Here is a 25,569-nt window from a genome sequence, read left to right on the forward strand (position 1 = left end):
GGTCATCGGGTCACCTCGGCGGTGTTGAGGAAGGCGCGGCGGCCTTCGGGGCTCGCCTGCCACAGGGGGTCGTCAGGCCCGGTGGGCCGGGCGCGCCAGGCCAGGACCTCCAGCGGGGTGCAGGTGTAGGCGGGGCGCGGGTCGACGGGGTGAGCGGTGTTGGCGATGAGCACGACCAGCGGCATCTCGGCGCGCAGGGTGACGGACGCGCCGGGCCCGGCGGAGCCGGTGAAGGTCAGGCCGCCGTCGGGTTCGACCTCGACGCCCTGGAAGAAGGAGATCGAGGGGGGCAGGTCCCGTCGCCCGAGCCCGTGCTTGGCGGCGGCCAGCGTGAAGAGCTCTCGCCCGGCGGGGGCGGGGCCGTGCGGGGAGCCGTCGCCGTACCGCTCGGTGTTGCGCCGCAGGGTGGATGTCCCGCACACGGTGTCGTGGCGGCCGGAGGTGTCGGCGACCACGGAGGCCAGCACGCGGCCCTGGTCCGACAGCAGCAGGTGGCCTTCGCCGAGGTAGGCGTTCCACAACACCTTGACGGTGTCGGCGACGTTGAGGCGTTCCCAGGGGCGGCCCTCGACGTACAGCAGCAGGTGCGCGCAGGCGTCGCCGGCCAGGTCGGTGAGGCGCAGTTCGGTGCCCCGGGCCAGCGCCTTGTGGGTGTAGCCGCCCCCGGCGACGGTTTCGGCCCACACGAGGTCGGCGGGGTCGACGCCGTCGGGCGGGGTGGGCCAGTCCGAGGCCGGGAGCACCGGCATGGTGTCGCTCGTGGTGCCTTCCTGTGCTCGGGCGTGCTCGCGCGCGCCGTACGTCGTGCTGGTCGCCATGCGCGTTCTCCTCAGGGGGTGTATTTCTGTCGTGCGACAGAAATTAGGCGGCGCATGTTTCCTCTCACGCGTCGCGACGTTTCCCGCCCGTTACCGGAAGCGCACAGCCGCAGCGCCCCGCCGAAGGTGTGCGACGATCGTCCGGTGAGCGCCCGTTCCACCGTCAGAAGAGTCGGCAGGCCGCGAGCCGTCGAACGGCCCCGAAGTGAGCTGAGCCCGCGGGAGGAGATCCTGACGGCGGCGGCGGAGTTGTTCACGGCGCACGGCTACGCCGCGACCTCGACGAGGGCGATGGCCGAGCGGGCCGGGATCAGGCAGGCGTCGATCTACCACTACTTCGACGGCAAGGAGGACATCCTCGCCGAGCTGCTGGAGAGCACGGTGCGGCCCTCCCTGGAGACCGCCCGCGCCCTGACCGGCGGCACGCCGGAACAGCGGCTGTGGGAGCTGTGCCACTGCGACGCCAGGCTGCTGTGCTCGGGCCCCCACAACCTGGGCGCGCTCTACCTCCTGCCCGAGGTGCGCACCGAGCGGTTCGCCGCCTTCCGGCGTATGCGCGACGAGCTCAAGGACACCTACGCGCGGCTGCTGGCGGCCACCTCCGCCGGTGCGGCGCTGACGCCCGACGAGCGGGCGCTGCGCACCGATCTGCTGTTCGCGCTGATCGAGGGCGTCATCCTGATCCGCAGGGACGCTCCGGCCGAGATGGCCGCCGACGTCCTGGAGACGCTGGCGGCCGCCACCGCCGACGCGGCGCTACGCCTGGCCGGCGTTCCCGACCGGGATCTGCCCGGCCTGCGCAAGACGGGCCACGGGCCGGCGTAGCCGCCGGTAGAGCGCGCCCAGAGCCACGACCGCCGCCAGGAAGAGCAGGGTGAACCACTGGAAGAACCAGTGGCCGGTGATCGGGGCGTACACCTCGGCTCTCGGCCACGCCAGGTTGACCGCCATAGCCAGGCCGTAGCAGAAGGCCAGCGCGTTGACCGGCAGGCCCCAGCGGCCCATGCTGAACAGCGGGCTGCCGTCCTCGGCGAACCCCGCCGGCGCCCCGCCCCGCCAGCCGCCGCGCAGGCGCTGGAGCAGCAGGGGGCCCGTCACCATCGCGTACGCCAGGTAGAGCAGCACGATGCAGGTGGTGCCGATGGCCAGGAACGCCTCGGGAGAGGCGAAGTTGAGCAGCAGGATGGCCGCCGCGGCCACCCCGGTGACCAGCGCGGGCCCGGTCGGCATGCCGGTGCGGGGCGAGACCCTGGACAGCACGCCCGACAACGGCATCGCCCCGTCGCGCGCCATGGAGAACAGCATCCTGGTGGCGGCGGTCTGGATCGCGAGGGTCGCCACGGTGATCGCGAGCACCACGTCCGCCAGCAGCAGCTTGCCCACCCAGTCGCCCAGCCTGCTGGTGAGCACGTAGGACAGACCCTCGGTGGCCAGCCTCCCGTCGGTCAGGCTGGGAGCGGCGAGCAGACCGGCGAACAGGATGAGCCCCCCGAGCAGCCCGGCCGCCGTGAGCGCGGTCAGGATCGTGCGCGGGGCGACCCGCCGGGGGTTGCGGGTCTCCTCGCTCAGCTCCCCCGCGCTGTCGAACCCGATGAGGACGTAGGCGGCGGTGAACGAGCCGACCAGCAGCGCGCCGATGGCCCCGCCCTGCCCGCCGGTGCTGAGCGTGATGCCGGGACCGTGCTCGGCGTGGGTGAGCAGCAGCACCACGATGAGCACCGCGCCGACGATCTCGGCGGTGACGCCGATGCCGTTGACCCGGGAGAGCACGCGGTTGTCCACGACGTTCACGATCGTGGTGAGCGCGAGCAGGACCAGGCCGAGGATCGCGGCGTTGGCCGCTCCCGTGGCGGTGGTGGGCGCGGGGTCGCCGCCGACGAGCTGGAATCCCGGCCAGATCGCGGGCAGCACGACCTGGAGGGCGAGCGCCGCGGCGGCGATCACGACGATCTGCCCGAGAATCATGATCCATCCGGCGAACCAGCCGAACGTCGCCGTGCTGAGCCGGGTGGACCACTGGTAGATGGAGCCGGAGATCGGATAGCGGGCGGCCAGTTCGGCGAAGTTGAGGGCGACCAGGATCTGCCCGGCCAGCACCACGGGCCAGGTCCAGAAGAAGGCGGGGCCCCCGAAGGCGTACCCGAACGCGAAAAACTGGAAGACCGTGGTCAGCACGGAGATGAAGGAGAATCCGGCGGCGAAGGAGGCGTACCTGCCCATGCTGCGGTGCAGCTCCTGGCGGTAGCCGAACGTCTGCAGGGCGCTCTCGTCGGTGGGGGGAGCGGAAGGAACGGTGACGGCCATCGGGGCTCCGGGCGCTGGGGGGATTTCTGTCGATTGACAGATATGTACGGGGCCGTCGTTTCCCCGGCGTCACGCGCACGTTCATCCGCCGTAACGCATCCCTCACCGCTCAGCGGCGAGCCGCCCCGCCCGCTGCGGGCATCCCCTTGCCGGCGGGTGAGACCGCCGGCGGACCCTCAAGACGCAGGCCGTGCCGCTCTCCCGACCATCACGTCCGAGATCCACGCGCCGCCTGAGCGAGTCCTGCACGACCTCCCCGAGCGGAGCGTGCCCCCACTTCTTCATACGACTCCCATACAGCACGAAGGCCCCGGTCCAACGGACCGGGGCCTCGTCGCGACTGAGATCGAGGGATCAGCGGACGTAGACGGGCGAGGTCATCGCGACCATCGCCGCGTCGTACGGGCACAGGTTCGCGCCGACGTCGATCGGTCCGCACAGCGGGGTCTGCTCGAGCAGGTCGTTGCCGAGGCGCAGCTCGGCGCGCACCCAGCCCGGCTGGGCCGGGGCGGTGAACTCGATCGCCCCGTCGCGCGTGAGGTGCTGGTCGAGCAGCGTCTGGCCGTTGGCGACGACGCGCAGCGAGCCGTCGGTGAGCGCGTCGAGCGAGCGCACGCGTAGCGTCTCACCCGGACGGACGTCGTCGCCGATGACGGACACGAAGTGTCCGCCCCGCTTGGCCTCGATCACGAGCGGGCGCCCGCCGACGGCCGGCGGCAGCGAGGACACGCTGGTGCGGCCGGCGCGCAGCGCCTCGAGCACGGCGCCCGCCGAGCGGTTGCGCGCGAGCACCCAGGTGGTGGGATAGCCGGCGCCCTGAGGCTGCGCGACCTTCGTCTGGGCGTCGCTGCCGCCGGTCAGCGCGACGCGCGCGCCGCGCTGCAGCCAGCAGTCGAGGTAGTCCTCGGCGGCCCGGATGCTCGAGCTCGGATTCCAGACTTCGATCGTGTCCGGCCGCACGTCGAACCCGTAGCCCCAGGTGAGCGTGGAGGCGTCGCAGCCGGCGAACTTCTTGGTGATCTTAGAGCCGGGGTGGTCGATCTGGAAGACGCCGCCCTTCGCACGCGCGTCGTCCGCGAGCTTGTTGATCGCGGCGGCGGAACCGTCGCCATTGTCGAGCAGCTTGTCCACGCCGAGCACGTGGGCGTCGCCCTTGACCTTGTCCTCGTAGCCGGGGATCGCGAGCACGCCGTGGCTGCCGGAGCCCGGCGCGTTCGCCGAGCGGACGTCGCCGTCGTCGGTGACCGCGAGGTAGTCGAGCCCGCGGCTGCCCGCCTCGGCGAAGCGTGAGCGGACGTCGACGCCCTGGCGGAACGGGTCGGCCTCGCTCACGTCGTCGGTCCCGGCGCAGTAGACGTCGCTGGAGAAGCAGCTGTGGACGTTCAGGTCGCCCGCCAGCCAGCGGCCGTCCGTGGTGCTCAGATCGCTCTCGGGCGCCTTCGGCGCGCCCACCTGCTTGCCGTCGTTGACCCAGATCGGGCTGGAGTACGCGACCGAACGCCCGTCGCGGCGGACCCTGAGGAAGTACCAGGTGTCGTCGGCCGCCTTCAGCGAGGCGTTGAGCTGGTCGCCGGTCGCGCCGGCGACCACCTGGCCGCCGTTGCTGACGAGCTCCAGCTGCAGCGGCGTGCTCGAGCCGCGGACGTGCGCGTCGATCGCCAGCGGGCGCTTGCCGTTGGTGTGGATCCGCTCGCCCATGCCGTGCCCGTCGACCGTGAAGTCCAGTCGCAGCGCGTTGTCGAGCACCGCGTAGAAGCGGCGGTCGGCCATCGCGCGCTTGATGTCCTTCTCGGTGTTGGCCTTGGCCAGGACGACGGTCTTGGCGTACTGCGAGCCGCCCCAGTCGTCCGTGCGGTTGTGCCCTTCGTCCTCCGCGCCGATCGCGCCGACGTGCCAGCCCTTGTCGAGCGCGTGGGCGTACCAGCCCTCGGGCGGGGCGTTGTGCGCGGGCGGCGTGTCGAAGTCTCTGTCGCGGTTGAAGACCTCGATGCCGACCATCTGGTCGTCGGCCTTCGGGAAGTACTTGAAGTCCTCCCAGCCGAAGCCGAGGTCGCTGCGGACGTCGCAGTGCAGCGGGCCGCACAGCGTCTTTTCGCCGGGGTGGTTGAACGTCGCCAGGCCGTCCTTGCCGGTGGTGGTCAGCCAGTCGTAGAAGCGGTCCATCGCGATGGTGCCGCCGTCGGTCTCGGGCAGCGAGTTCTCGCGCGAGAAGTAGACGTTGATGTGGCCCATGCGGTCCGAGGTCCACTCGAACCCGCGGAAGCCGACGAAGTCTTTCGCGGGGTCGGTCGCAGTGTTCGCCTGCTCGAGCTCCGCGTCCCACTTGCGTAGCGAGTCGAGCGGGTTGACCTGATCGGCGTTCTGGCAGCTCGGTGCGACCTTCGGGTCCAGGCACTCCTCGTTGAAGACCATCGGCGAATTCACGTTCGAGGTGTGCTCGCTCGATCCGACGAAGTTCAGGTCGTGCTTGTCGCGCCCAGACGCGAAGTAGTCGGCGGGTCGCGAGCCGGGCCATCCGTCGGAGTAGCCGCTGTGCTCGTGCAACGCGCCGATGAGCTCGCGCTCGTGGGGTGCCTTGATTGGGGGCGTCGTGACGGCCTGAGGTGTCGTGACGACCGAGGCCTTCTCGGTCTGAGCGTCGTCTGCCACGCCGGACGTTGCGAGAGCGGGGCTCGCGGCGCCTATGAGGACGAGCGTGCCCGCCGCAGCGGTGGCGAACAGCGCGCGGATGCGCATTTCGTGCTTCTCCGTCTGTTGGGTAGGGGGGCCCGCCTCGGAGGAGAGGCGGACACGTTCCACCCTTCATGCGGGCGATGACCGCCGGGTGGCCTGGACCTGAACGTCGGGCGAGGCCTTGTCTCACGGAGTTGCGCCGGTGGCGGCTGACTCGGCGTGGTCAGGAAGTGCTGGAGCGCGCGGAGCCGGACAGCATGCGCCACAGGCTCTACCGACGCCACATGTGGGGGCCGGCCTTCATCGTGCTCAGTGCGCCGCGCGCACCGCCGAGACCAGTCCGCCGGCGCCCTCGTCAAGCTGCGACGGGGTGAGCATCGGACGCCCGTAGACCTCGGCGCGCTCACGCAGGGTGAAGGTCTCCGCCTCCCAGCCGAGGCCGTCCAGCCAGCCGACCGGGTCTTCCGGCATCTCCCAGACCCACATAGACGCCGCCGATCCCGGAGTGGCGTCCCCACGGAAGCGTTCGAGCACACCGCGCGAGCCCAGTGTCAGGCCCATCCTGCTGCCTGCGGCGGACAGCGCGCCGACCCGTTCGAGCAGCGACTGCACCGCGTCCTCGGGCAGATAGATCAGCAGTCCCTCGGCGATCCACACCGTCGGCTGCGCCGGATCGTGTCCGGCCGCGGCCAAGGCGCCGGGCCAGTCCTCATGCAGGTCGACCGGGACGGTGATCCGCTCGCAGCGCGGAACGGCCCGCTCCTGACGCAGCACCGACGCCTTGAAGTCCAGCGGTTCGGCCGTGTCGACCTCGAACAGCCGGGTCCCCTCAGGCCAGTCCGTCCGGAAGGCCCTGCTGTCCATCCCGGCTCCGAGCAGCACGACCTGCCGGACGCCGGACGCGACCGCCCGCTCCAGCAGGTCGTCGAGGAACTTCGTCCGGATGACGATCGAGAAGGCTACACCGAGCCAGCGGCGCCGCGCCGCCTCGTCCGCGCGCGGGGACGGCGGCGCCCCAGGGTCTCTCCCGCCGGCTATGGCGAAGGCCTGCGCCAGCGGGTCCCGGAACAGCGGCTGCTCGCGTGCCGTCTCCATCGCCCTCACCCGGGCCGCGCCCAAGGCTGTGGCCCACACCCCAGACGGCTCGGCCCGTCCCGCCGCATCAGTCACGCGTTCAGCCTAGCTAGCACTAAGACCCGAGCGTAGATCAGCGATGCGGCGGCATGAACACGCCGCATCCCTTCAAGATCGATACGCTCACCCGACGTGCAAGAAGTGCATGCCGATGATCTACACCGGCACCCACTGCGTCCTCTCCTGAGGCAAGGTCCCGTCCGAGGACCTCTCCGCAGACGCGGGGCCGCGGGCGCCGGGGGTGCTTGTGTCGGGGACGCCGGGGGCGCCGGGGCCACTGTCCCCCTCTCCAGCCGGCGGCGGGCCACCTCCAGAGGAAGCCTGGTCAAACCTTCTCCAGGTGTGATCCGCGCCATATTTCGGTCTGACCGGAATCCTTCTCTCGGTTCGGGATGTTGCCATTCCGGACAATTGCCCCAAAGAAGGACAAAGACGTGCCCTTGCCCGCGGCGACGCTGCGCTCTCTTCGCCATCACAACTACCGCCTCTGGGCAGGAGCAGACCTGGTCTCGGTCACTGGCACCTGGATGCAGGTGCTGGGGGTCAACTGGCTGATCCTCTCGGCCACCGGATCGGCGACCAGCGTGGGCCTCAGCCTGGTCCTCCAGGCCGTACCCACGCTCCTGCTGGGGCTGTGGGGCGGCTCCCTGGCCGACCGGCTCCCCGCCCGCCCGGTCGTGCTCGCCACGCAGGTGGCTCAGGCGGCACTCGCCGCTCTCCTCGCGCTCGCCGCCGCGGGCGCCCCCGGCTCGGTGGCACCGGTGTACGCCCTCGTGTTCGCGAGCGGCGTCGTGAACGCCATCGGCGGCCCGGCCCTCGGCAGATTCGGCGCCGAGGTGGTCCCCGCACGGGACCTGCCGAACACCTTCGCGCTGGGATCGATCATCAATTCGGCCGGTCGTATCCTCGGCATGAGCCTGGCCGGGGCCCTTCTCCCACTCACCGGCACGGCCGGCCTGTTCCTCGTCAACGCCCTGAGCTTCGCCGCCGTCATCGTGGCCGTCCTCGCCATGCGCGCCTCCGAGATGCACCGGCTCCTGCGCTCCGAGACGGACCGGGGCGGGGTGCGCGCCGGCCTGTCCTACGTGCTTCGCACGCCCTGGCTCGTAGTGCTGCTGGTGCTCGCGCTGATTCTGGGCAGCCTGGGCCGCAACTACCAGGTCACCATGGCGGCGATGAGCTCTGGACCGCTGGCCGCCGGCGCCGGAGGATACGGGCTGCTGTCGACGATCTTCGCGATCGGCACGGTGATCGGCGGGGTGATCGCTGCCGGACGTCCCCGCCTCACGGTGGCCCTGCTGCTCGTCACCGCGCTGCTGACCGGCGTGGGCCAGAGCGTCAGCGGCTTCATGCCCGGCCTGGCCGCCTTCGGCGTGCTCATGCTGCCGATCGCCGCCGGCGCTGTGATCATCGACACCACCCTCGCGACCCGCGTCCAGCTGGACAGCCCCGACCACATGCGCGGCCGGGTCATCGCCGTCCAGGGCGTGGTCAGCGCGGGCGCGGGGGCCATCGGCGGGCCGCTTCTCGGCCTGCTCTGCGACATCGTGGGCCCCCGCGTGACTTTGCAGGTCACCGGTGTCGTCGTGGTCCTGGCCACCGTGGCCGCCGGGCTCGCCCTGGCCCGGCTGCGCGGGCGCGCGCCGGCCCGGCCCGCACTCGCGCATGCGGCTCCCCTCCAGTTGCCGCCCGCGCCTGAGCCGCCCGGCCGGGAGCCCGCCCAGCAGCGTGTCCCCGCCGGTGTGGCGTCCGGTGCCGGCCCGTTCGATGCCTAGTCACTCAGAAGATCAAAAGAGGCCACCCCCACCCGCGTGGTGGTGGATGGCCTCTGGGCTGTGTGGGCGATACTGGGATCGAACCAGTGACCTCTTCGGTGCGAAGCAGATCGATCGCATAGCCGACGTGCCATGAAAACGGTCTTGACCTGTGCATACCGTCCACGGACGTCCGTACGGTTCTACGGGCGTCCGTGGTTGTTGTCACTCAGTTCGTCACCCAATGGTCCGTCGTGCACAGGTGACAGGGACTGCCGACGGAACGCGGCGGCGGCCGCATGATCAGAGCAGATCGCGTAGGCGCTCGGAAGTGCGGCCGGCCTGCCGCACGATTGAGGCAAGCGTGCCGACGGCCAGGGTGTCGTGCAATGGCACGATCACTGTGCGAGTCTCGTCTTCTGCGAACTGGCGCAGCTTGCAATGGCTGCCCCTGGTGGCCACCACCTCAAAGCCGCACTTCTCCAGCGCGCGCACGACATCAGTGCCGGAGCAGACCGGAAACTGGCGCGGGCTCATGCCGAGCGACGAATCTCGATCGGCGCCACGATCGGCTGCTGCGGGGTCTGGGGAAGGGGCTCGTCCTCGAAGTAGAGCTCCAGGGCGTCGCGGAGGCTGGCCAGGGCCTCGTCAACCGTCCGGCCCTGACTGGCCACCTCAACCTGGACGCAGCGCGCGACATACCAACCCTCTTCGTCGGGGGTGACAGTCGCGGTCAAGGAGACGGTCTGGCTCATGCCGCTAGCGTACGCCAGCGCGCTTCGCCGGACCCGCCGGTAGAAACAAGCCACCCATCGCGATCTCCCAGGTTCTCCACCGACACGAAAGACACCCACCGCCGTTGCCTGGGCATACCGAATGTCCGGCCCATGGGTCGGCTCCCGTCGTCGGGCAGACTGTCGGCATGCGCAAGGACGATCACGTACCTGCGGACGTCGAGGCCCTCCTCCTCGATCGCGATTCGCAGATCCGCGCCTCCCGGGACGAGTCGGCATGCGGTGAGGGCGCCTGGGCGAGTGGGGCCGAGGCCGTGGAGGGCTACCTGCGCCAGGTGGTCGCCGATCTCAATCGAGTCCGCGGACTGGTGGTTGAGCACGCGGAGTTCGGACACTACGGCTCCGGCTACGCCTCATTTGTGGACGTCCTCTTGACCCGGCGAGACGGATCCGCCCGCCGCGTCGATCCAGACGGCTATACGACGGTTGAAGGATTGTCAGTGGCGTTGTGCCGCCTCGCCCCGATCGCCTGCATCCTGTCGCCCGGCGAGCGCTCCCATCACCCCGACGGTCACGGATGCCACTCCATGCCATGGCTCGATGCCGTCGCCGACATGCCGATCCCCGGATGGGAGGAAGGCTGCGAACAGATCTCCCAGGTCCTGGATCGGCACCGCATCACTCTCGTCGGCCCTCGCCTGCTCAGCCGGCCGACCTTGCCCCACCTGAAGATCGACACGAACCTCGGCGACGGGCCGCACTATTCGATCTTCGACGTCTGGTTCCACTGGATGGACTGACGCCGCGACCCGATCCAGGAATGCTGGGTCCCCAGAACGGTAGTCACTCAGACAAGACGAAAGGCCGGCCCGCTGGACGCGGCCCGGCCTCCCTAGCTGCACGAACGTGGTGGGCGATACTGGGATCGAACCAGTGACCTCTTCGGTGTGAACGAAGCGCTCTCCCGCTGAGCTAATCGCCCGGGATCGTCCGCGCCTCGCGGCGCCGACGGGGAAAACCATACCGCACTCGAGGGGGTGATGGCGAAAGCGCGGCTCGGTCGGCTCGATCGTCCCGCCTTCGTCAACACCTTCGAAAGGTTCGCCAGACCATCCCCGGCGTGGGGGTGTGGTGTCATAGCATCGTGATGCTCCATGCTCGACCTATACGCACGACCTGAGATCATTCGCCCGCAATGGCATTGCCGACGCGGCCCCCGCCGACACGCAAAGCAGAGGTAAGGACAAGCCTGTTGGTGATGTTTGAGCTGGTAGATGACCGAATGTCAAGCTGTGATGTGCGTTACAGAAGGGCCTGGAGGCGGAATCTTTCCTACGGGTCTCTTCGTTCGTCTCGTAGCACGAGCGCCCGGCGAGCCCCGACCGCACAGTGAAGACGCAGTGAAAGCCCCTGACAGGGGACCCGACGACGAAAAGGTTTGGCTGACGATGAACAGCACCACCGTCTCTGCCGAGCTAGGCCTTCGGCTTGTGGTCCCCGACCGTACGACCGTCCCCCTGCTCGCCGGCCTGAGTTACACGGCCGAGGATCCGTACGCCATCCGGATGGCCTTCCACGTGGGGAATGACGAGCCGGTCGAGTGGATCTTCGCCCGCGAGCTGCTGACCGTGGGCATCGTGCGACGCGTGGGTGAAGGCGACGTCCAGGTGTGGCCGGCCCGCTCGGACGGCGAGCGGACGCTCAACATCAGCCTCACCTCGCCCTTCGGCCAGGCCCTGTTCGAGGTGCCCCTGGCCCCCCTCACCGAGTTCCTGCATCGGACCTACGAGCTCGTCCCCGCCGGTCGTGAGACCGACTTCATGGACCTGGACGAGGAGCTCACCAACATGCTCTGGAGCTCCTAGAACAGCTAGCCCAGCCTCCGCTGGATCCCTCGCATCCGGGCGATCTCGATCTGCTGGCCGGAGACGACGTCCTGGGCCATGGTCCGCATGGCCCGGTCCCGTCCCCGGCGCAGCTCCTGTGCCGCCATGCCCACCGCGCCCTCGTGGTGCCGGATCATCAGCGTGAGGAACAGCGTGTCGAAGTCGCGCCCTCGCGCCGTACGCAGCCGGGTGAGCTCCTCCTCGCTCGCCATGCCGTAGCCGCTCATCCCGCGGTCATTCGTGCCGTGGTCGTGCGCGGGCGGCGGGGTGCGGCCCAGTCCCCGCAGCCACGACTCCATCACGGCGATCTCCGGGCGCTGCCCGTCCAGCACGCGTTCGGCCACCGCCGTCACCAGCGGGTCTCCGGTCCGCGCCGCGGCCAGCCCGGCCATCTCCAGCGCCTGCCGGTGATGCGGGATCATCGCCTCGGCGAACCATACGTCCGCCGCCACGGGCCCCGCCTCCGCCGGTGAGCGGGCAGGCGCGGAGCCGGAGTGCCCCGGGGCCCCGGGGACGACCACCGGGGCGTCGGCGTGCGCCGGCGGAGCGGCTCCGGACGAGCAGGCGGCCAGCATCGGCGCAACTGCCAGCGCAACCGTTACCAATCCGGTCCGCACCGGCCGCGGGCTCGACATAACTTCCATAGTGGGTGATGATCCGCGGACATGGGGGCGACGTGAGCAGACCGAGGCTGAAGGCCGCACTGGTGGCGTCCGCCCTCCTCCTGGCCCCCGCCTGCGCCTCCGGCGAACCCGCGCCGTCCCCGGCGGCCGCTCCGACCGGCATCCCGGGCCAGGACGAGATCCGGCACAGCCCCAACATGACGCTGGTCGCCAACGTCCCCCTGGCGGCGCCGTTCGACGGCCCGGACGACTGGGGCACCGACATGGCCTTCCAGGGCCGCTACGCGTTCGTGGGCAACTACGGGGGCTTCACGGTGCACGACATCGGCGACCCCGAGCACCCCAAGGCCGTCGCCCGGGTCGCGTGCCCCGGCGGGCAGAACGACATCTCGGTCTCCGGCGACCTGCTGTTCCTGTCGGTGGACGAACCCCGCACGGACGACACCTGCGCGAGCCAGGCCGGCGACCCGGCGGCCGCGGGAGCGTGGGAGGGCATCCGTGTCTTCGACATCTCCGACAAGACCCACCCGCGGTACCTGAAGTCCGTACGTACCGAGTGCGGCTCCCACACGCACGCCGTCGTGCCGGGGAAGGACGCGGGGACGGTCTACCTGTACGTCTCCTCCCCCGGCCCGGAGCCGGACACGACGAACTGCGCGCCGCCCCACCAGAACATCTCGATCGTGGAGGTCCCCGTCGCCGATCCCGGGAGCGCACGGGTCGTGGCCAAGCCCGAACTGTTCGCGGGCAGGCCGGCGGGCGAGGAGGAGACGGGCGGCTGCCACGACATCACCGTCTACCCGGAGAAGCACCTGGCCGCGGGCGCGTGCTTCGGTGACGGCGTCCTGCTGGACATCTCCGACCCGGTGCGTCCGAAGCTGCTGCAGACCGTGCGCGACGAGAAGAACTTCTCCATCTGGCACTCGGCCACGTTCGACAACGAGGGCACCAAGGTCGTCTTCAGCGACGAGCTGGGCGGCGGGATGGCCGCCACCTGCCTGCCCTCCATCAGCGCGACCAAGGGCGCGGACGCGATCTACGCGCTGACGCCGGAGCGCACGCTCGTCCGGCAGGGCTACTTCAAGATCCCCCGAGCGCAGAGCGCCGAGGAGAACTGCGTGGCCCACAACGGCGCGCTGATTCCCGTCCCGGGCCGCGACGTCATGGTGCAGGGCTGGTACATGGGCGGAGTCTCGGTCTGGGACTTCACCGACTCCGCCCACCCGCAGGAGATCGCCTACTTCGAGCGCGGGCCGCTGGCGCCGGAGCTCCATCTCGGCGGCTCCTGGTCGGCCTACTACTACAACGGCTACATCTACTCCAGCGACATCACCAAGGGCCTCGACGTGCTGCGTCTGGACGATCCCCGCACCGATCCCGCCAAGGCCGTACGCCGTGACGAGCTCAACGCCCAGAGCCAGCGCTCCTACTGAAGGATCACGGGTCGAGGTCGGCCGCGGAACGCTCGGCGAAGACCTTCATGGCCTCCAGCGTGATCGGTCCGGGCGCCTGCGGCAGCACCTTCCCGTCCACGGCCCTGATCGGCTGGATGTCGCGGGTGGTGGAGGTGAGGAAGGCCTCCTCGGCCTCGTACAGCGCCGAGATCGGCACGTCCACCTCTTCGCCGCCGCACCACTCGAGGGTGAGCGCGCGGGTGACGCCGGCCAGGCAGCCGGAGGAGAGCGTCGGGGTGATCAGGCGCCCGCCGGTGACGATGAAGATGTTGCTCCCGGTGCCCTCGCACAGGTTGTCGGCGAGGTTCTCGAAGATCGCCTCGGCGCCGCCGCGCTCCTTGGCGTACGCCAGGGCCTTGGCGTTGTCGCCGTAGGAGGTGCTCTTGACGCCGGCCAGCGCGCCGCGCTCGTTGCGGGGCCAGGGCACCACGGTGACGTCGGCCGTGGCGGGGAACGGCGCCTGCTCGCCCACGATGACGATGGCGTTCGTGCCGGCCGACCCCCGGTCGGAGCCGAGCGGGCCCGGGCCGCTGGTGTAGGTGATCCTGATGCGGGCCAGCGGCCACTTCGGCGCGGCCGCCAGGCAGCGGCGCACACCGTCGGCGATCGCGGCGACGTCGGGCTCGGGCAGGTCCATCCGCTTGGCCGACAGCGCCAGCCGGTCGAGGTGGCGGGTCAGCGCGAAGGACTCCCCGTTCACCGCCTTGATCGTCTCGAACACGCCGTCGCCGACCATGAGCCCGTGGTCGTACACCGAGACCACGGCCTTGCCGGGCTCGTACAGCTCTCCGTTCACCCAGATGGGTACAGACATCTCCTGCTCCGTTCGTTACCGATGTCGCGGCCCGTCCCCGGCCCGTCCCGCGGAGGCGAGGCCGATGAGCCGGGCGGCCTTGAGCTCGGTCTCGTGCCATTCCCTCCCGGGGTCGGACCCCCAGGTGATGCCCGCTCCCGTACCGAACCGGATCGCGTCGTGCTCGATCCAGAAGGTGCGGATGCCGACCGCCAGCGCCCCCTCGCGCCGGTCGGCGTCGACCCAGCCCACGGCCCCACAGTACGGCCCGCGGGGCTCCGGTTCGAGCTCGTTGATGATCCGCAGCGCCGACGACTTCGGCGCCCCGGTCACCGAACCCGGGGGGAAGGTGGCGGCGAACAGCTCCGGCCAGCCGGCGTCGCCGTCCAGCCGCGCCCGCACCGTGGACACCAGGTGCACGAGCCCGGGGTGCTCCTCGACCGCGAACAGCGAGGGCACGGTCACAGAGCCTACCTCCGCCACGCGACCGAGGTCGTTGCGAACCAGGTCGACGATCATGAGGTTCTCCGCGTAGTCCTTGTGGAGGAGATCGTCCGCCGTCACGCCGGTGCCCTTGATCGGCCGGGACTCGACCACCGCGCCGCGCCTGGACAGGTACAGCTCCGGCGAGGCCGACACGACCGTCAGCCCCGGCACGTCCACGACGGCCGCGTACGGCGCGGGGTTGCCCTCGGCCAGCCGTGCGGCGAGGGCGAGGGGGTCCACGTCCGGCGAGGGCAGCGGCGCGGACAGGACGCGGCAGAGGTTGGCCTGGTAGACCTCTCCCCGCTCGATGTAGTCCCTGATCCGCCGGACGCCCCGCTCGTATCCCTCCCGGTCGAGGGACGTGGCCCAGGCGTCCCGGCCGGGTCCCCCCCACCGGCCACGCGGCGGGGGCAACGGAGCGCGCCGCACGTCGTCGAACCGCGCGCAGACGACCTTCCCCTCGTATGACACGACCACCGCCCACCAGCCGGAGCCGTCGAGGGCGGCCAGGTCGGTGGTCACCTCCCGCAGGCCGGTGGCCAGGTATCCCCCAATATGGGCGAAGGCGTCGTACACGTGTCCATTCTCGCGTCCCCGGGCGGCCGGGTGGCTCCCGGAGCCGCGAATCAGACGGCCCGGCGGGCCAGCAGGCCGAGCAGCGCGCGGGCGGCGGGGAGCGGAGCCGTGCGTGGGAGGGCGGCGTACACGGTGCGGCGCGGCGCGAACTCGCCGAGCGACCGCAGCGCCACGTCCGCGCGTACGGCGGGCGCGGCCATGGCGGGCACCAGCGTCACCCCGAGCCCGGCGGCCACGTAGCCGAGCTTGCCGGTCCACTCCCCGATCCGCAGGTCGACCCTGGGGGCGAAGCCGGCCCGGGCACAGGCGGCGCCGAGCATGGTCACGGTGCCGGGAGGGGCACCCTCGATCCAGCTCTCCTCGCGCAGGTCGCGCAGGTCCACCTGCTCGCTCCCGGCCAGTGGGTGGTCGCCGGGGAGGGCGACGAGCAGCTCGTCCTCCATCAGGCGGGTGACCTCCACCTCGGGACCCGCCCCCAGCCCGGAGGGGTAGTCGCTCACGACCGCGATGTCGATCTCCGCGCGGCCGAGGCCGTCCATGAGCGCGGTGCTCAGGCCCTCCACCATGCTGACCGCCACCTCCGGGCGGGAGGCCCGCAGCTCGCGCAGCGCGGCGGGGACCAGCACGGCGTTGGCCGTGGCGAACGCGCCGACCCGCAGCCGCCCGCCGCTGCCCTGGTGGATGGCGGCGAGCTCCTCCCCCGCCCGGCCGAGCCGCTCCAGCACCTCGCGGGCGTAGCGGTGCAGCGTCCGGCCCGCGGGCGTCAGCCGCACCCCCCGCGGCAGCCGCGCGAACAGCGGGCCGCCCGCCTGGGCCTCCAGGGACGCGATGCGCCGGGACACGGCTGACTGGGTGTAGTTGAGCTGTATCGCGGCGGCCGTGAACGATCCCGTACGGGCCACGACGTCGAGCAGCACAAGCGCGTCGGTGTCGAACATGCTCCGATCCATGAGGGAGGGGGATGAACGCCATGCAATCTAGTCGCTGGTGGAACGGCTTTTGCCTCCAATAATGTCCAAGACATGATTGCTTTTCTTGGTTTGGGGCGTATGGGGATCCCGATGGCCGGCCGCCTCGTCGCGGCCGGTCACCAGGTGACCGTGTGGAACCGTACGCCACGGGACGTGCCGGGGGCGGAGGCGGCCCCCTCCGCCGCGGAGGCCGCGGCCGGAGCGGACGTCGTGATCACGATGCTGAGCGATCCCGACGCGGTGTCCGATGTGGTGCGGGCGGCGCTGCCGGGGCTGCGGCCGGGATCGGTGCTGGTGGAGATGTCCACGATCGGCCCCGGCGCGGTGCGGAGCCTGCGGGACCTGCTTCCCGAGGGCGTGGGCCTGGTCGACGCCCCCGTGCTCGGCAGCGTGGGCCCGGCCGCCGATGGAACGCTGGTCGTGCTCGCCGGGGGCCGCCGCGAGGACCTCGACCGGGTGTCGGACGTGCTGCGCGTCTTCGGGACGGTGCACGAGGCGGGCGGGCCGGAGTCGGGCGCCGCTACCAAGCTCGCCGTGATGAGCGCGCTGGTGACCGCCCAGGTGGGACTGGCGGAGACGCTGGCCTACGCGGACGGCCTCGGAGTCGGCCGCGCCGCGCTCCTGGACGTCCTCGGGGCGACGCCGCTGGCCGGGCTCGCGGAGCGCCTGCGGCCGGTAGCCGAGTCGGGCCCGTTCGAGACGAGGTACGCCCTCGGACTGGCCGCCAAGGACCTGCGGCTGGCCACCGAGGGGCCGGGGAGCCGTCAGACGGTGACCGCCGCCGCGCGCGACCTGCTCGCGGATGCGGTCGCGGCCGGGCTGGCGGGGCACGACCTCACCGCCGTCGTCCCGTTCGCGGCGTCCCGGGCGGCCGAAGCCCCCACGGCGAAGGAGGTGCGGGCGGTCAACCCGCCCTCCGCCCCGGCGGCCGACGGCCGTTCCGACCGGGACTGATGATCGAGGTCGAGGTGGTCGCCGCCCTCTGAGGTGTCAGCCCGGGGGTCCCAGCTCGGGGGGGTCCAAGCCCAGGGTCTCAGCCCAGAGTCTCAGCCCAGGGGGCCGACGGCGGACTCGGCGGCGGCGACCACGACGCCGCTTTCGACGAGGCGGACGACCGCCTCGATCTCCGGTGCGAGGAAGCGGTCGGGCCCCGGCCCCGCCACCGGCTCGCGCAGCGCCTCGACCACCGCGCCCGTCCCGGGCGCGGGCGCGTGCGGCCTGCGCAGGTCGAGCGCCCTGGCGGCGGTCAGCAGCTCGATCGCGAGCACACGGGTGAGGCCGTCGACGGCGCGGCGCAGCTTGCGGCCCGCCGACCAGCCCATCGAGACGTGGTCCTCCTGCATCGCGGAGCTCGGGATCGAGTCCACGCTGGCCGGCACCGCCAGCCGCTTGAGCTCGGACACGATCGCCGCCTGGGTGTACTGCGCGATCATGTGCCCGGAGTCCACCCCCGGGTCGTCGGCGAGGAACGCCGGGAGGCCGTGGCTGCGCGCCACGTCCAGCATGCGGTCGGTGCGCCGCTCGGCGATCGACGCGAGGTCGGCCACCGCGATGGCCAGGAAGTCCAGGACGTACGCCACCGGGGCGCCGTGGAAGTTCCCGTTGGACTCCACCCGGCCGTCGGCGAGCACGACGGGATTGTCGATGGCACTGGCGATCTCGCGGGCCGCGACGGCGGACGCGTGCGCGAGGGTGTCCCTGGCGGCGCCGGCGACCTGGGGGGCGCAGCGCAGGGAGTAGGCGTCCTGGACCCGGGTGCAGGAGCCGTCGCGGTGGGAGGCCATCACGCCCGAGCCGGCGAGCAGCGTCCGCATGTTGGCCGCCGCCAGGGCCTGACCGGGATGGGGCCGCAGCGCCTGCAGGTCGGCCGCGAAGACGTAGTCGGTGCCGAGCAGCGCCTCCACGCTCATCGCGGCGCTGATGTCGGCGGTCGTGAGGAGCCGCGACAGGTCGTGCAGCGCGAGCACCAGCATGCCGAGCATGCCGTCGGTGCCGTTGATCAGCGCGAGCCCCTCCTTGGCCGCCAGCTCGACGGGCTCGACGCCGTATTCCTTGAGCGCCTCCGCGGTGGGCCGCAGACGCCCCTCGGCGTCCCGTACGACGCCCTCACCCATGATCGTCAGGGCGACGTGGGAGAGCGGGGCGAGGTCGCCCGAGCAGCCGAGGCTGCCGTACTCGTGGACGACCGGGGTGAGCCGGGCGTTCAGCAGGGATTCCAGCACCCGGGCCGTGGCCGGGCGTACGCCGGTGTGCCCGGTGGCGAGCGTGCGCAGGCGCAGCAGCATCATGGCCCGCACGACCTCGGTCTCCACCTCGGGCCCCGAGCCGGCCGCGTGGGAGCGGACGAGGCTGCGCTGGAGCTGGGCGCGCAACGAAGGGTCGATGTGCCGGGTGGCCAGGGCGCCGAAACCGGTGGAGACGCCGTAGGCCGGGGTGTCGGCCTCCGCGAGCTCCTCCACCCGCCCCCGCGAGGCGGCCATCTCGGCGATCGCGTCGTCCGTCAGGCGGACCTGTGCGCCGTACCTCGCGACCCGGACCACGTCGTCGAAGGCGAGCGGTCCAGGGCCGACGCCCACGACCTCGTTGTCGTGCATCGTCCCACTCTTTCACGTCGTGCTGCTCGCGCCCTGCGCGCGTGGCGGGTAACCAGCGTATCTCAGGTTAGCTCCTTACATCCAAAGATCCTTCCCAGTCCCTCCCGTCCCGCGCCGGTCAGCCGCAGGGCGCGGGGCACGGTGCCCCGGACCAGCCACTCCCGCGCCAGGAGCCGGTCCAGCACCGCGGCGCCGAGCGCCCCGCCCAGGTGCGGGCGGCGCTCCAGCCAGTCGAGGCAGTCGGGGGCGAACCTGCGGCGGGCGCGGCGCACCTGCTCCACGTCCACGCCCAGCTCCGCCAGCGCCTCCGCTCCGCTCGCGGTCAGCAGGCAGCCGCCGTCGGCCTCGACCAGACGCCCCTCGCGCACCAGCGAGTCGTACAGTTCGACCCCCACCCGGCCGGCCAGGTGGTCGTAGCAGCTGCGGGCCTCCCGCAGCAGCCGGGCCTGCCGCGACTGCCGCAGGGACCGTACGGCGACGCGCCCGCTGATCCGCGCCAGCACCTCCAGCGTGCGGGCGACGTCGGGGCCGGCGAGGCGGTAGTAGCGATGCCGCCCCTGCTTGACCACGGTCACCAGGCCGCCGTCGAGGAGCCGGGCCAGATGGGAGCTCGCGGTGGGGGCGCTCACACCAGCGATAGCGGCCAGCTCCCCCGCCGCCAGCGCCCTGCCGTCGAGCAGCGCGGTGAGCATGGCGGCGCGGGCGGCGTCCGCGATCAGGGCCGCGACGGGGGCGATGTCGGCGTCTCCCGCGACCTCGGTGTTCCGCGCACCCTCGGCGGTTCCTCCGATCTCGGCCGTGCCGGGCTCTGGCGCGTTCCCGGCGGCGCCGGGGAGGGCGGCGTGTGTGCGGTCATGTGTGACGGACATGCCTCGACGCTAACGCGGGGACGGTTCGACGGGGATGGAAGCATCGGCCGGAACTCGCGGCGTGAGCAGGGGGAACGCCTTTGATTTGGGGAGTCGGCGGGAGATTGGATAAAGTCTTCCCGTGAGCCCGGCCGGACAGAGCCGGGGAACGCGGAAGTGGCTCAGTGGTAGAGCATCACCTTGCCAAGGTGAGGGTCGCGGGTTCGAATCCCGTCTTCCGCTCGGAGCTTGACACTGTGCAGCTTGTCACGGTGGAGTGGCCGAGAGGCGAGGCAGCGGCCTGCAAAGCCGCGTACACGGGTTCAAATCCCGTCTCCACCTCTTGGTTTGTCCAAGGGCGATTAGCTCAGCGGGAGAGCGCTTCCCTGACACGGAAGAGGTCACTGGTTCAATCCCAGTATCGCCCACCACCAAGCAGCATCCGAAGGCCGGACCCGGAACCCCGGGACCGGCCTTCTTCGCGTCGCGGTAACCCCCTGCCGAAAGGCGGGGGCCTCCGTTCACACAGCCGGGCACGATCACGGATCGGACGGCGTCCGGCGGGGCCGGCGGATTCTGTCGGGACCGTCTGTGAGGATGCCGGCATGCGCATCCGCATCGAGGCCGGCGATCTGCCCGGCCGCACATGCCCGCCCGGCGACGGGTTCCCGGGATACTCCGGCATCCACGTGGGCGTGCAGCGGCGGGACCGCCCCGGCGAGATCATCGATCTCCACCCCGGTGACGCCGCGACGGCGCAGTGGACGCTCGACTGCACGGTGTCCACCACCGCCGGCGGTGCCGCGGACATCCGCGGGCCGTATGTCCAGGGCAGGCCGGGCGGCCGATTCGTCTACCTGTGCTGGGGCACGCTCGACGTGGCCGGCGGCTTCACGGTGTTCCGCCGGGCCAAGCTCATGCTCGACCGGCTCGAACCGGATCTGCTCGCGGCGGCGATCGGCTCCGGCACGCTGGTCGGGCGGCTCGGGCTCACCGACGCGCAGGGGCGTCCCCTGTGCGCGGCCGTCAGACCCCCCGTCATCGCCTGGTCGCCCGGGCCGTAGCGGGGCGAGGCCGGTGCGGGGCGAGGCCGGTGCGCCGATCCCACGGGGAAGTCCCCGCGCCGCCGCCGGGGATCGGCGGTGGCGGCCCGATCAGTCGGCCCGATCAGTCGGCCCGGGCGGAGAGCTCGTCGAAGATCTCCAGCGCGGCCTGCCGGACGTCTGCGGGCGAGATGCCGTTCAAGGTGTTGCGGGCCTGATCGGCGTCACGGGTGGTGGCGAAGGTGATCGCGACGGACTTGGCGGCGGCGTGGCGCAGAGATCCGGTGGGCGCGCTGTCGGCCAGTGCCTCCGCGCTCGCGGCCAGGTCGAGGTTGTCTTTGCCGAACTGAGTGGTCAAAGCGTTCTCCTGGGATGGTGGCGGTTGGCCCATTATCCGCGATAGCCCCCGTCTGTGGGGCGGCACCCCGCGTTGTTCGCGTGTCCCCGTCCTGTTTCACCGTTCAGTCCCCCGATGGACGCCCGGCGAGCCGGGTCCGTACGACGAGGTCGTGCAGGGCGTCGTGGGCCGACGGGGCGTCCGGCAGCGCGGAGGAGTCCCGGGCGTCCGCCAGGCGGGCGGTGAGCGCGTCGAGGTCGGCCGCGAGCCGTTCCCCGCCGGGCGCGCCGTCCGGCAGCCCGCCGTGCTCGGCCGCCCGCTTGGCCTCCACCAGGCCGGGCAGGTACGGCGGCCCGCCGGCGAGGAGCAGGGTGAGGTCGGCGACGAGCTCGCCCGTACGCATGAGGTGGACGCCCGTCAGCAGCACCCGGAACGCGTAGAGCAGCGGCTTCAGCTCCCTCGTACGGTCGAACAGCCGCCGCTGGGTGCGCGCGAAACCGAGGTAGTGGTGGGCGTGGTGCCGGGTCAGGCAGCCCCGCGCGAGGGCGCGCATCTCCTCGTGCAGCGCAGAGGTGGTCACGACCAGCGGCGACAGGAGCTGCTCCAGCACATAGCCGTTGCGGCTCAGCAGCAGCCGGCAGAACTTGGCGAGGTCGTGGGTCACGAGGTCGACCTCCACCCCCTCGCGGATCCACGAGCGGGTCACGGTTTCCTCACCCGCACGCAGGCCGACGACCTCCTCGACCGGCAGCACGTGCACGCCCCGCAGGTCCACGTCCGAGTCCACGGAGGGGAACCCGTAGAGATGCGCGCCGCTCACGGTGGCGAACGCGAGCGGGTGCCGCTCACCCGCGGCCACCTCGGGCAGCCAGGACGGCAGGACGGCGGTCACGGCGCCTCTCCTTCGATCACGGTCGTCGAGCCGGCCCGCGCACCTCGATCGGTCACAGAGCCCACCTCCGCACGTCGGTCAGGAACTCCTCGACGGCCGCCCGGTCCGGCCGTGCGGGCAGCGCGCGCCCGGCCCGCTCGTCGAGCTCCGCGAGCAGCCGCGCACGCCACGCCAGCACCTCGGGCCAGGGCGTCTCCCCCCGCCGTACGGCGAGCAGCCGATCGCGGTGGGCGCCCACCTCGATGAGCGGCTCCCCGTGCCCGGCCAGGTGAACGGCGCCCAGCAGCAGCCGGATCATGTGCATGGCCATCTTCCACCGCCTGCCGTCGCCGCCCGGCCGGGGCGGGTCCTGCGGCCCGAGACGGCGGAACTGCCGTTCGGCCGAGCCCGCGAACGCCCGCTCCGCCTTCGCGGACAGGAACGCGGGGCGCAGCGCCAGCAGCCGCTCGCCCACCGGGGTGACGAGCTCCACCAGCGGCGACCACAGGCACTCCAGCACGGACGGATTGCCCTCGAGCGCGAGCACGCAGAACCGCTCGACCTCCCACGAGAACTGCTCGGGCAGCGGCCCCTCCACGTGATCGGGCGGCTTGTCGAGCCGCCAGAACATCGGGGTGGGCGTCACGAACACGCCTCGCCTGTCGACGTCCGACTCCTCGGTGTCCAGCCCGTACGCGCGCGAGCCGATCACGACCGACAGGACGGTGCCGCCGGGGGCCGTGAGGGTCGTGTCGCCGGATCTTGTCACGAAGGTAGGCTCCCGGTCCGAGACGCGGAAAGGTAGCGATTTAATGGCCGACTTCGGACATGAGCTGTGGTTCGGGGCGTTTCTCACGCCCGACGCGGCGGGGCACCACCGGATCGTCCGGCAGGCCGTGCTGGCCGACGATATCGGACTCGACATCGTCGGCATCCAGGACCACCCCTACCTGCCGGCGTTCCTCGACACCTGGACGCTGCTGTCCACGCTCGCGGGGCGCACCGAGCGGGTGCGGCTGTTCCCCGACGTGGTGAACCTGCCGCTGCGGCCGCCGGCGGTGCTCGCCAGGGCCGCCGCGTCCCTCGACATCCTGAGCGGGGGCCGGGTCGAGCTGGGCCTCGGCGCCGGGGCGTTCTGGGACGGCATCGCGGCCATGGGCGGCCCCCGCCACAGCCCCGGCGAGGCCGTGGACGCGCTGGAGGAGGCCATCGCGGTCCTCCGCGCGCTGTGGACGCCGGGCGACGAGGGCGTACGGCTCGACGGCAGGCACTACCGGTTGGAAGGCGCGCGGCCGGGGCCGTTTCCCCCGCACCCCATCGGGCTGTGGCTGGGCGCGTACAAGCGGCGCATGCTCGAACTGACCGGGCGGCTCGGCGACGGGTGGGTGCCCTCCTCCGGGTACGCCGCGCCCGGCGAGCTGGGCGCGATGAGCGAGATCCTGAACGCCGCGGCCGAGCGGGCCGGGCGCGACCCCGCCGAGATCCGCCGCGTCTACAACATCGAGGGCCGGTTCTCCGGCGCCGCCGGAAAGGGGTTCCTGGACGGGCCGCCCGCCGTGTGGGCCGAGCAGCTCGCCGAGCTCGCGCTCGGCCACGGCATGAGCGTGTTCGTGCTGGCCGTGGACGACGACAGGGACCTCAAGGTCTTCGCCGAGGAGGTCGCCCCCGCCGTACGCGAGGCCGTGGCGCGGGAGCGCGCCCGGGGGCCGCTGCCGGACGCAGAGGGCCCGGCCGGGATCGCGCAAGCGGCACCGGCCAAGGCGGTGCTCGACGAGGCCACCCGGCCGCGGCTGCCCAAGCGGGACATCGCCGCGCTCCCGCCGCGCCAGCAGGCGAACGGCCGGCGGCTCGTGCTCATCCACGACCACCTGCGCCGGGAGCTGACCCAGATCAGGGACGCCCTGGAGCAGGTCGCCGCGGGACGCTCCGACGCCGCCGCGCTCCGCTCGATGATCAACGAGCTCACCATGCGGCAGAACTACTGGACGCTCGGCACGTTCTGCGCGTCGTACTGCCGTCTGCTGACCACCCACCACACGATCGAGGACGAGCACATGTTCCCGATGCTGGCGGCGGCGCAGGAGTCGCTGGCGCCGGTCGTGGCCCGCCTGGAGCAGGAGCACGAGGTCATCGCCGGGGTGCTGACGCAGCTGGACGCCGCCCTCGTCGCGATGATCGACGACCCGGACCGGCTTGACGGCGTGCGCGACCAGGTGGAGCTGCTGTCCGACGTGCTGCTGTCGCACCTGCGCTACGAGGAGGAGGAGCTCGTCGAGCCCATCGCCCGCCTCAACCTCGACATCTGAGAACCCGGACATCTGGAACCTCTGGTCCTTGGCCGGTGCCGGCCGGGCTCGACACGGGTGTGTCGCCGGCCCGGCCAGGGTCCGGCGCAAGGTCCGGCCCGGGGTTGGGTGTGGTTCAGCCGGCCTTGACCAGCAGCCGGCGCGGCCGGTGGATCAAGCCGTCGTCGGTCCACCGCACGCTCCCGGATCCTCCCGCGGGCGCAGCCGCGGCAGCCGCGTGACCAGGGCGCGGAACGCCTCCTGCAGTTCCATCCTGGCCAGGTTCGCCCCCAGGCAATAGTGGGGGCCGTGGCCGAACGCCAGGTGCGGGTCGGGGGCGGGCCCGGCGAATCTCCGGATGTCGAAGCGCCACGGATCGTCGAAGACCGAGGGATCGTGGTTGGCCGCCGCCGGGTTGGGCAGCACGACGGTCCCCGCGGGCACGGTGCCGGCAGACAGCTCGACGTCCTCCGTCACCCGCCGGAGCAGGCCGTTCCCTCCCGGCCCCTCGTGCCGAAGGATCTCCTCCACGGCGGCCTCGATCAGCTCGGGGCTCGCGGTCAGCTCCGCGTACTGCCGGGGGTGACACAGCAGGCGGAACGCGCCCCGGATGATCATCGAGGCGGTCGTCTCGTGCCCCGCCATGATCAGCGTGAACACCATGTGGGTCAGCTCGTCCTCGCTCAGCGCGTCCTCTCCGTCGCGCGCCGCGACGAGCAGGTCGATGAGGTCGTCACCCGGCCTGGTCCGGTGCTCCGCGATCAGGTCCCGGGCGTACGCCATGAACGCGGCGAACCCCTCCGCCCTGGCTTCCGCGCTCAGCTCGGAGGAGGACAGGAACATCTCCGTCCAGCCGCGGAACTGCTCGAAGCGGTCCATCGGCACGCCGAGCACCTCGCAGATCACCCGGGCGGGCAGCGGCAGCGCGAAGTCGGCGACCACGTCGAACTCCTCCCCCGCCGCGTCGAGCAGCTCGGCCGCGATGGCCGCCGCGCGGGGGCGCCAGCGCTCGATGTGCCGGGGAGTGAACGTGCTCTGCAGGATGCGGCGATAGCGGGTGTGCTCGGGCGGATCCTGGTTGATCAGAGCCGCCGGGTCGTCGTCCAGGCCGGTGCCGCTGACCATCCTGGGCAGGTTCGCCGCGCGCAGGTTGCGGCTGCCCGCCGGGGACGTGAGCACGGTCCTGACGTCCTCATACCTGACGATCATCGGGGCCCGGTCCCCGCTCGGCATCGTGACCGGCTCCATGGGGGCTTGCGCGCACCTGCGGGCGAGATCGGGCGAGGGGGTTCCCAAGGGGCCGGGCGGAAGATCGGGCCAGGGCCATGTGGTGCCGGACTGCTCTGCCATCGTCGCCTCCCGGCGATGCCTGTCCTCCACGCTGC

General features: G+C 71.8%; 24 protein-coding genes and 4 tRNA genes. 11 read left to right on the forward strand and 17 right to left on the reverse strand.

Features of this window, described 5'->3' with window-relative positions; genetic code table 11:
• Positions 1-2: 2 nt before the first annotated feature.
• Complete coding sequence (locus BXA11_RS06045; protein WP_076433437.1) at positions 3-818, reverse strand: urea amidolyase associated protein UAAP1; 816 nt, start codon at positions 816-818, stop codon at positions 3-5.
• Positions 819-962: 144 nt separating this feature from the next.
• On the opposite strand from BXA11_RS06045, the gene BXA11_RS06050 reads away from it, so the two are divergent.
• Entirely contained in the window at positions 963-1,643 is a 681-nt protein-coding gene (locus BXA11_RS06050) for a TetR/AcrR family transcriptional regulator (RefSeq protein ID WP_076433439.1), read from the forward strand.
• Here the strand turns inward: BXA11_RS06050 and BXA11_RS06055 are convergent.
• The 3 genes from BXA11_RS06055 to BXA11_RS06065 form a co-directional block, all read right to left on the reverse strand.
• Entirely contained in the window at positions 1,575-3,122 is a 1,548-nt protein-coding gene (locus BXA11_RS06055) for an amino acid permease (protein WP_051761084.1), read from the reverse strand. The genes BXA11_RS06050 and BXA11_RS06055 overlap by 69 nt on opposite strands.
• A 354-nt stretch (positions 3,123-3,476) precedes the next feature.
• Positions 3,477-5,858, reverse strand: a complete 2,382-nt coding sequence (locus tag BXA11_RS06060) for a CehA/McbA family metallohydrolase (RefSeq protein WP_076433441.1) — start codon at positions 5,856-5,858, stop codon at positions 3,477-3,479.
• Positions 5,859-6,104: 246 nt separating this feature from the next.
• Complete coding sequence (locus BXA11_RS06065) at positions 6,105-6,965, reverse strand: class I SAM-dependent methyltransferase (protein WP_204053549.1); 861 nt, start codon at positions 6,963-6,965, stop codon at positions 6,105-6,107.
• Positions 6,966-7,363: 398 nt separating this feature from the next.
• Here BXA11_RS06065 and BXA11_RS06070 point away from each other — a divergent pair, with 398 nt between their 5' ends.
• Positions 7,364-8,704, forward strand: coding sequence for an MFS transporter (locus BXA11_RS06070; protein WP_204053550.1), 1,341 nt, complete (start codon positions 7,364-7,366; stop codon positions 8,702-8,704).
• 282 nt (positions 8,705-8,986) lie between these two features.
• Here BXA11_RS06070 and BXA11_RS06075 read toward each other — a convergent pair whose 3' ends face one another.
• Both BXA11_RS06075 and BXA11_RS06080 read right to left on the reverse strand, forming a co-directional pair.
• Complete coding sequence (locus tag BXA11_RS06075; protein WP_076433446.1) at positions 8,987-9,220, reverse strand: type II toxin-antitoxin system HicA family toxin; 234 nt, start codon at positions 9,218-9,220, stop codon at positions 8,987-8,989.
• Positions 9,217-9,438 carry a type II toxin-antitoxin system HicB family antitoxin gene (locus BXA11_RS06080; RefSeq protein ID WP_076433812.1) on the reverse strand — a complete coding sequence of 74 codons (222 nt, stop codon included), beginning with the start codon at positions 9,436-9,438 and terminating at the stop codon, positions 9,217-9,219. Before BXA11_RS06080 ends, BXA11_RS06075 begins: the two co-directional genes overlap by 4 nt.
• A gap of 167 nt (positions 9,439-9,605) precedes the next feature.
• Here BXA11_RS06080 and BXA11_RS41925 point away from each other — a divergent pair, with 167 nt between their 5' ends.
• Positions 9,606-10,217, forward strand: coding sequence for a hypothetical protein (locus BXA11_RS41925; protein ID WP_076433449.1), 612 nt, complete (start codon positions 9,606-9,608; stop codon positions 10,215-10,217).
• A gap of 107 nt (positions 10,218-10,324) precedes the next feature.
• On the opposite strand, the gene BXA11_RS06090 is transcribed toward BXA11_RS41925, so the two are convergent.
• Positions 10,325-10,399, reverse strand: a tRNA-Val gene (locus BXA11_RS06090).
• A 466-nt stretch (positions 10,400-10,865) separates the two neighbouring features.
• Between BXA11_RS06090 and BXA11_RS06095 the strand changes: the two genes are divergently transcribed.
• Complete coding sequence (locus BXA11_RS06095; protein ID WP_030505083.1) at positions 10,866-11,282, forward strand: SsgA family sporulation/cell division regulator; 417 nt, start codon at positions 10,866-10,868, stop codon at positions 11,280-11,282.
• Between the two features lie 5 nt (positions 11,283-11,287).
• Here BXA11_RS06095 and BXA11_RS06100 read toward each other — a convergent pair whose 3' ends face one another.
• The gene (locus BXA11_RS06100) at positions 11,288-11,755 is read right to left on the reverse strand and encodes a DUF305 domain-containing protein (RefSeq protein WP_239104902.1); all 468 of its coding nucleotides are present in this window, start codon (positions 11,753-11,755) and stop codon (positions 11,288-11,290) included.
• A gap of 224 nt (positions 11,756-11,979) precedes the next feature.
• Here BXA11_RS06100 and BXA11_RS06105 point away from each other — a divergent pair, with 224 nt between their 5' ends.
• Positions 11,980-13,359 (forward strand): LVIVD repeat-containing protein, encoded by a 1,380-nt coding sequence (locus BXA11_RS06105; protein ID WP_204053551.1) that lies wholly within the window; start codon positions 11,980-11,982, stop codon positions 13,357-13,359.
• Positions 13,360-13,363: 4 nt separating this feature from the next.
• Here the strand turns inward: BXA11_RS06105 and BXA11_RS06110 are convergent, their stop codons facing one another.
• The 3 genes from BXA11_RS06110 to BXA11_RS06120 are packed head-to-tail and all read right to left on the reverse strand — an operon-like array spanning position 13,364 to position 16,173.
• Complete coding sequence (locus BXA11_RS06110) at positions 13,364-14,194, reverse strand: aminotransferase class IV (RefSeq protein ID WP_076433455.1); 831 nt, start codon at positions 14,192-14,194, stop codon at positions 13,364-13,366.
• Between the two features lie 15 nt (positions 14,195-14,209).
• Entirely contained in the window at positions 14,210-15,235 is a 1,026-nt protein-coding gene (locus BXA11_RS06115) for a chorismate-binding protein (RefSeq protein ID WP_076433457.1), read from the reverse strand.
• 50 nt (positions 15,236-15,285) lie between these two features.
• Complete coding sequence (locus tag BXA11_RS06120) at positions 15,286-16,173, reverse strand: LysR family transcriptional regulator (RefSeq protein WP_076433459.1); 888 nt, start codon at positions 16,171-16,173, stop codon at positions 15,286-15,288.
• 84 nt (positions 16,174-16,257) lie between these two features.
• Between BXA11_RS06120 and BXA11_RS06125 the strand changes: the two genes are divergently transcribed.
• Entirely contained in the window at positions 16,258-17,160 is a 903-nt protein-coding gene (locus BXA11_RS06125; protein ID WP_083743996.1) for an NAD(P)-dependent oxidoreductase, read from the forward strand.
• A 92-nt stretch (positions 17,161-17,252) separates the two neighbouring features.
• Here the strand turns inward: BXA11_RS06125 and hutH are convergent, their stop codons facing one another.
• Positions 17,253-18,800, reverse strand: a complete 1,548-nt coding sequence (gene hutH / locus BXA11_RS06130) for a histidine ammonia-lyase (protein WP_076433461.1) — start codon at positions 18,798-18,800, stop codon at positions 17,253-17,255.
• 62 nt (positions 18,801-18,862) lie between these two features.
• The gene (locus BXA11_RS06135) at positions 18,863-19,669 is read right to left on the reverse strand and encodes an ArsR/SmtB family transcription factor (protein ID WP_083743997.1); all 807 of its coding nucleotides are present in this window, start codon (positions 19,667-19,669) and stop codon (positions 18,863-18,865) included.
• 150 nt (positions 19,670-19,819) lie between these two features.
• On the opposite strand from BXA11_RS06135, the gene BXA11_RS06140 reads away from it, so the two are divergent.
• The 4 genes from BXA11_RS06140 (at position 19,820) to BXA11_RS06155 (ending at position 20,712) form a co-directional block, all read left to right on the forward strand.
• Positions 19,820-19,891, forward strand: a tRNA-Gly gene (locus BXA11_RS06140).
• 28 nt (positions 19,892-19,919) lie between these two features.
• A tRNA-Cys gene (locus BXA11_RS06145) sits at positions 19,920-19,990 on the forward strand.
• 14 nt (positions 19,991-20,004) lie between these two features.
• A tRNA-Val gene (locus tag BXA11_RS06150) sits at positions 20,005-20,079 on the forward strand.
• Positions 20,080-20,253: 174 nt separating this feature from the next.
• Positions 20,254-20,712: a DUF5990 family protein gene (locus tag BXA11_RS06155; protein ID WP_030505092.1), complete on the forward strand. Its 459-nt coding sequence runs from the start codon at positions 20,254-20,256 to the stop codon at positions 20,710-20,712.
• Between the two features lie 103 nt (positions 20,713-20,815).
• Here the strand turns inward: BXA11_RS06155 and BXA11_RS06160 are convergent, their stop codons facing one another.
• The 3 genes from BXA11_RS06160 to BXA11_RS06170 form a co-directional block, all read right to left on the reverse strand.
• A complete protein-coding gene (locus BXA11_RS06160; protein WP_076433463.1) occupies positions 20,816-21,049 on the reverse strand; it encodes a hypothetical protein in 234 nt (77 codons plus the stop codon).
• A 103-nt stretch (positions 21,050-21,152) separates the two neighbouring features.
• Positions 21,153-21,920 carry a nucleotidyltransferase domain-containing protein gene (locus BXA11_RS06165; protein WP_076433465.1) on the reverse strand — a complete coding sequence of 256 codons (768 nt, stop codon included), beginning with the start codon at positions 21,918-21,920 and terminating at the stop codon, positions 21,153-21,155.
• Positions 21,921-21,972: 52 nt separating this feature from the next.
• On the reverse strand, positions 21,973-22,668 hold the full coding sequence (locus tag BXA11_RS06170) for a nucleotidyltransferase domain-containing protein (RefSeq protein ID WP_076433467.1): 696 nt from the start codon (positions 22,666-22,668) through the stop codon (positions 21,973-21,975).
• Positions 22,669-22,711: 43 nt separating this feature from the next.
• On the opposite strand from BXA11_RS06170, the gene BXA11_RS06175 reads away from it, so the two are divergent.
• Entirely contained in the window at positions 22,712-24,205 is a 1,494-nt protein-coding gene (locus BXA11_RS06175) for an LLM class flavin-dependent oxidoreductase (RefSeq protein ID WP_076433469.1), read from the forward strand.
• Positions 24,206-24,358: 153 nt separating this feature from the next.
• On the opposite strand, the gene BXA11_RS06180 is transcribed toward BXA11_RS06175, so the two are convergent.
• Positions 24,359-25,534: a cytochrome P450 gene (locus BXA11_RS06180; protein WP_143734108.1), complete on the reverse strand. Its 1,176-nt coding sequence runs from the start codon at positions 25,532-25,534 to the stop codon at positions 24,359-24,361.
• Positions 25,535-25,569 lie beyond the last annotated feature (35 nt).

The sequence above is a fragment of the Microbispora rosea genome (assembly GCF_900156315.1).
GTDB classification, from domain to species: domain Bacteria; phylum Actinomycetota; class Actinomycetes; order Streptosporangiales; family Streptosporangiaceae; genus Microbispora; species Microbispora rosea.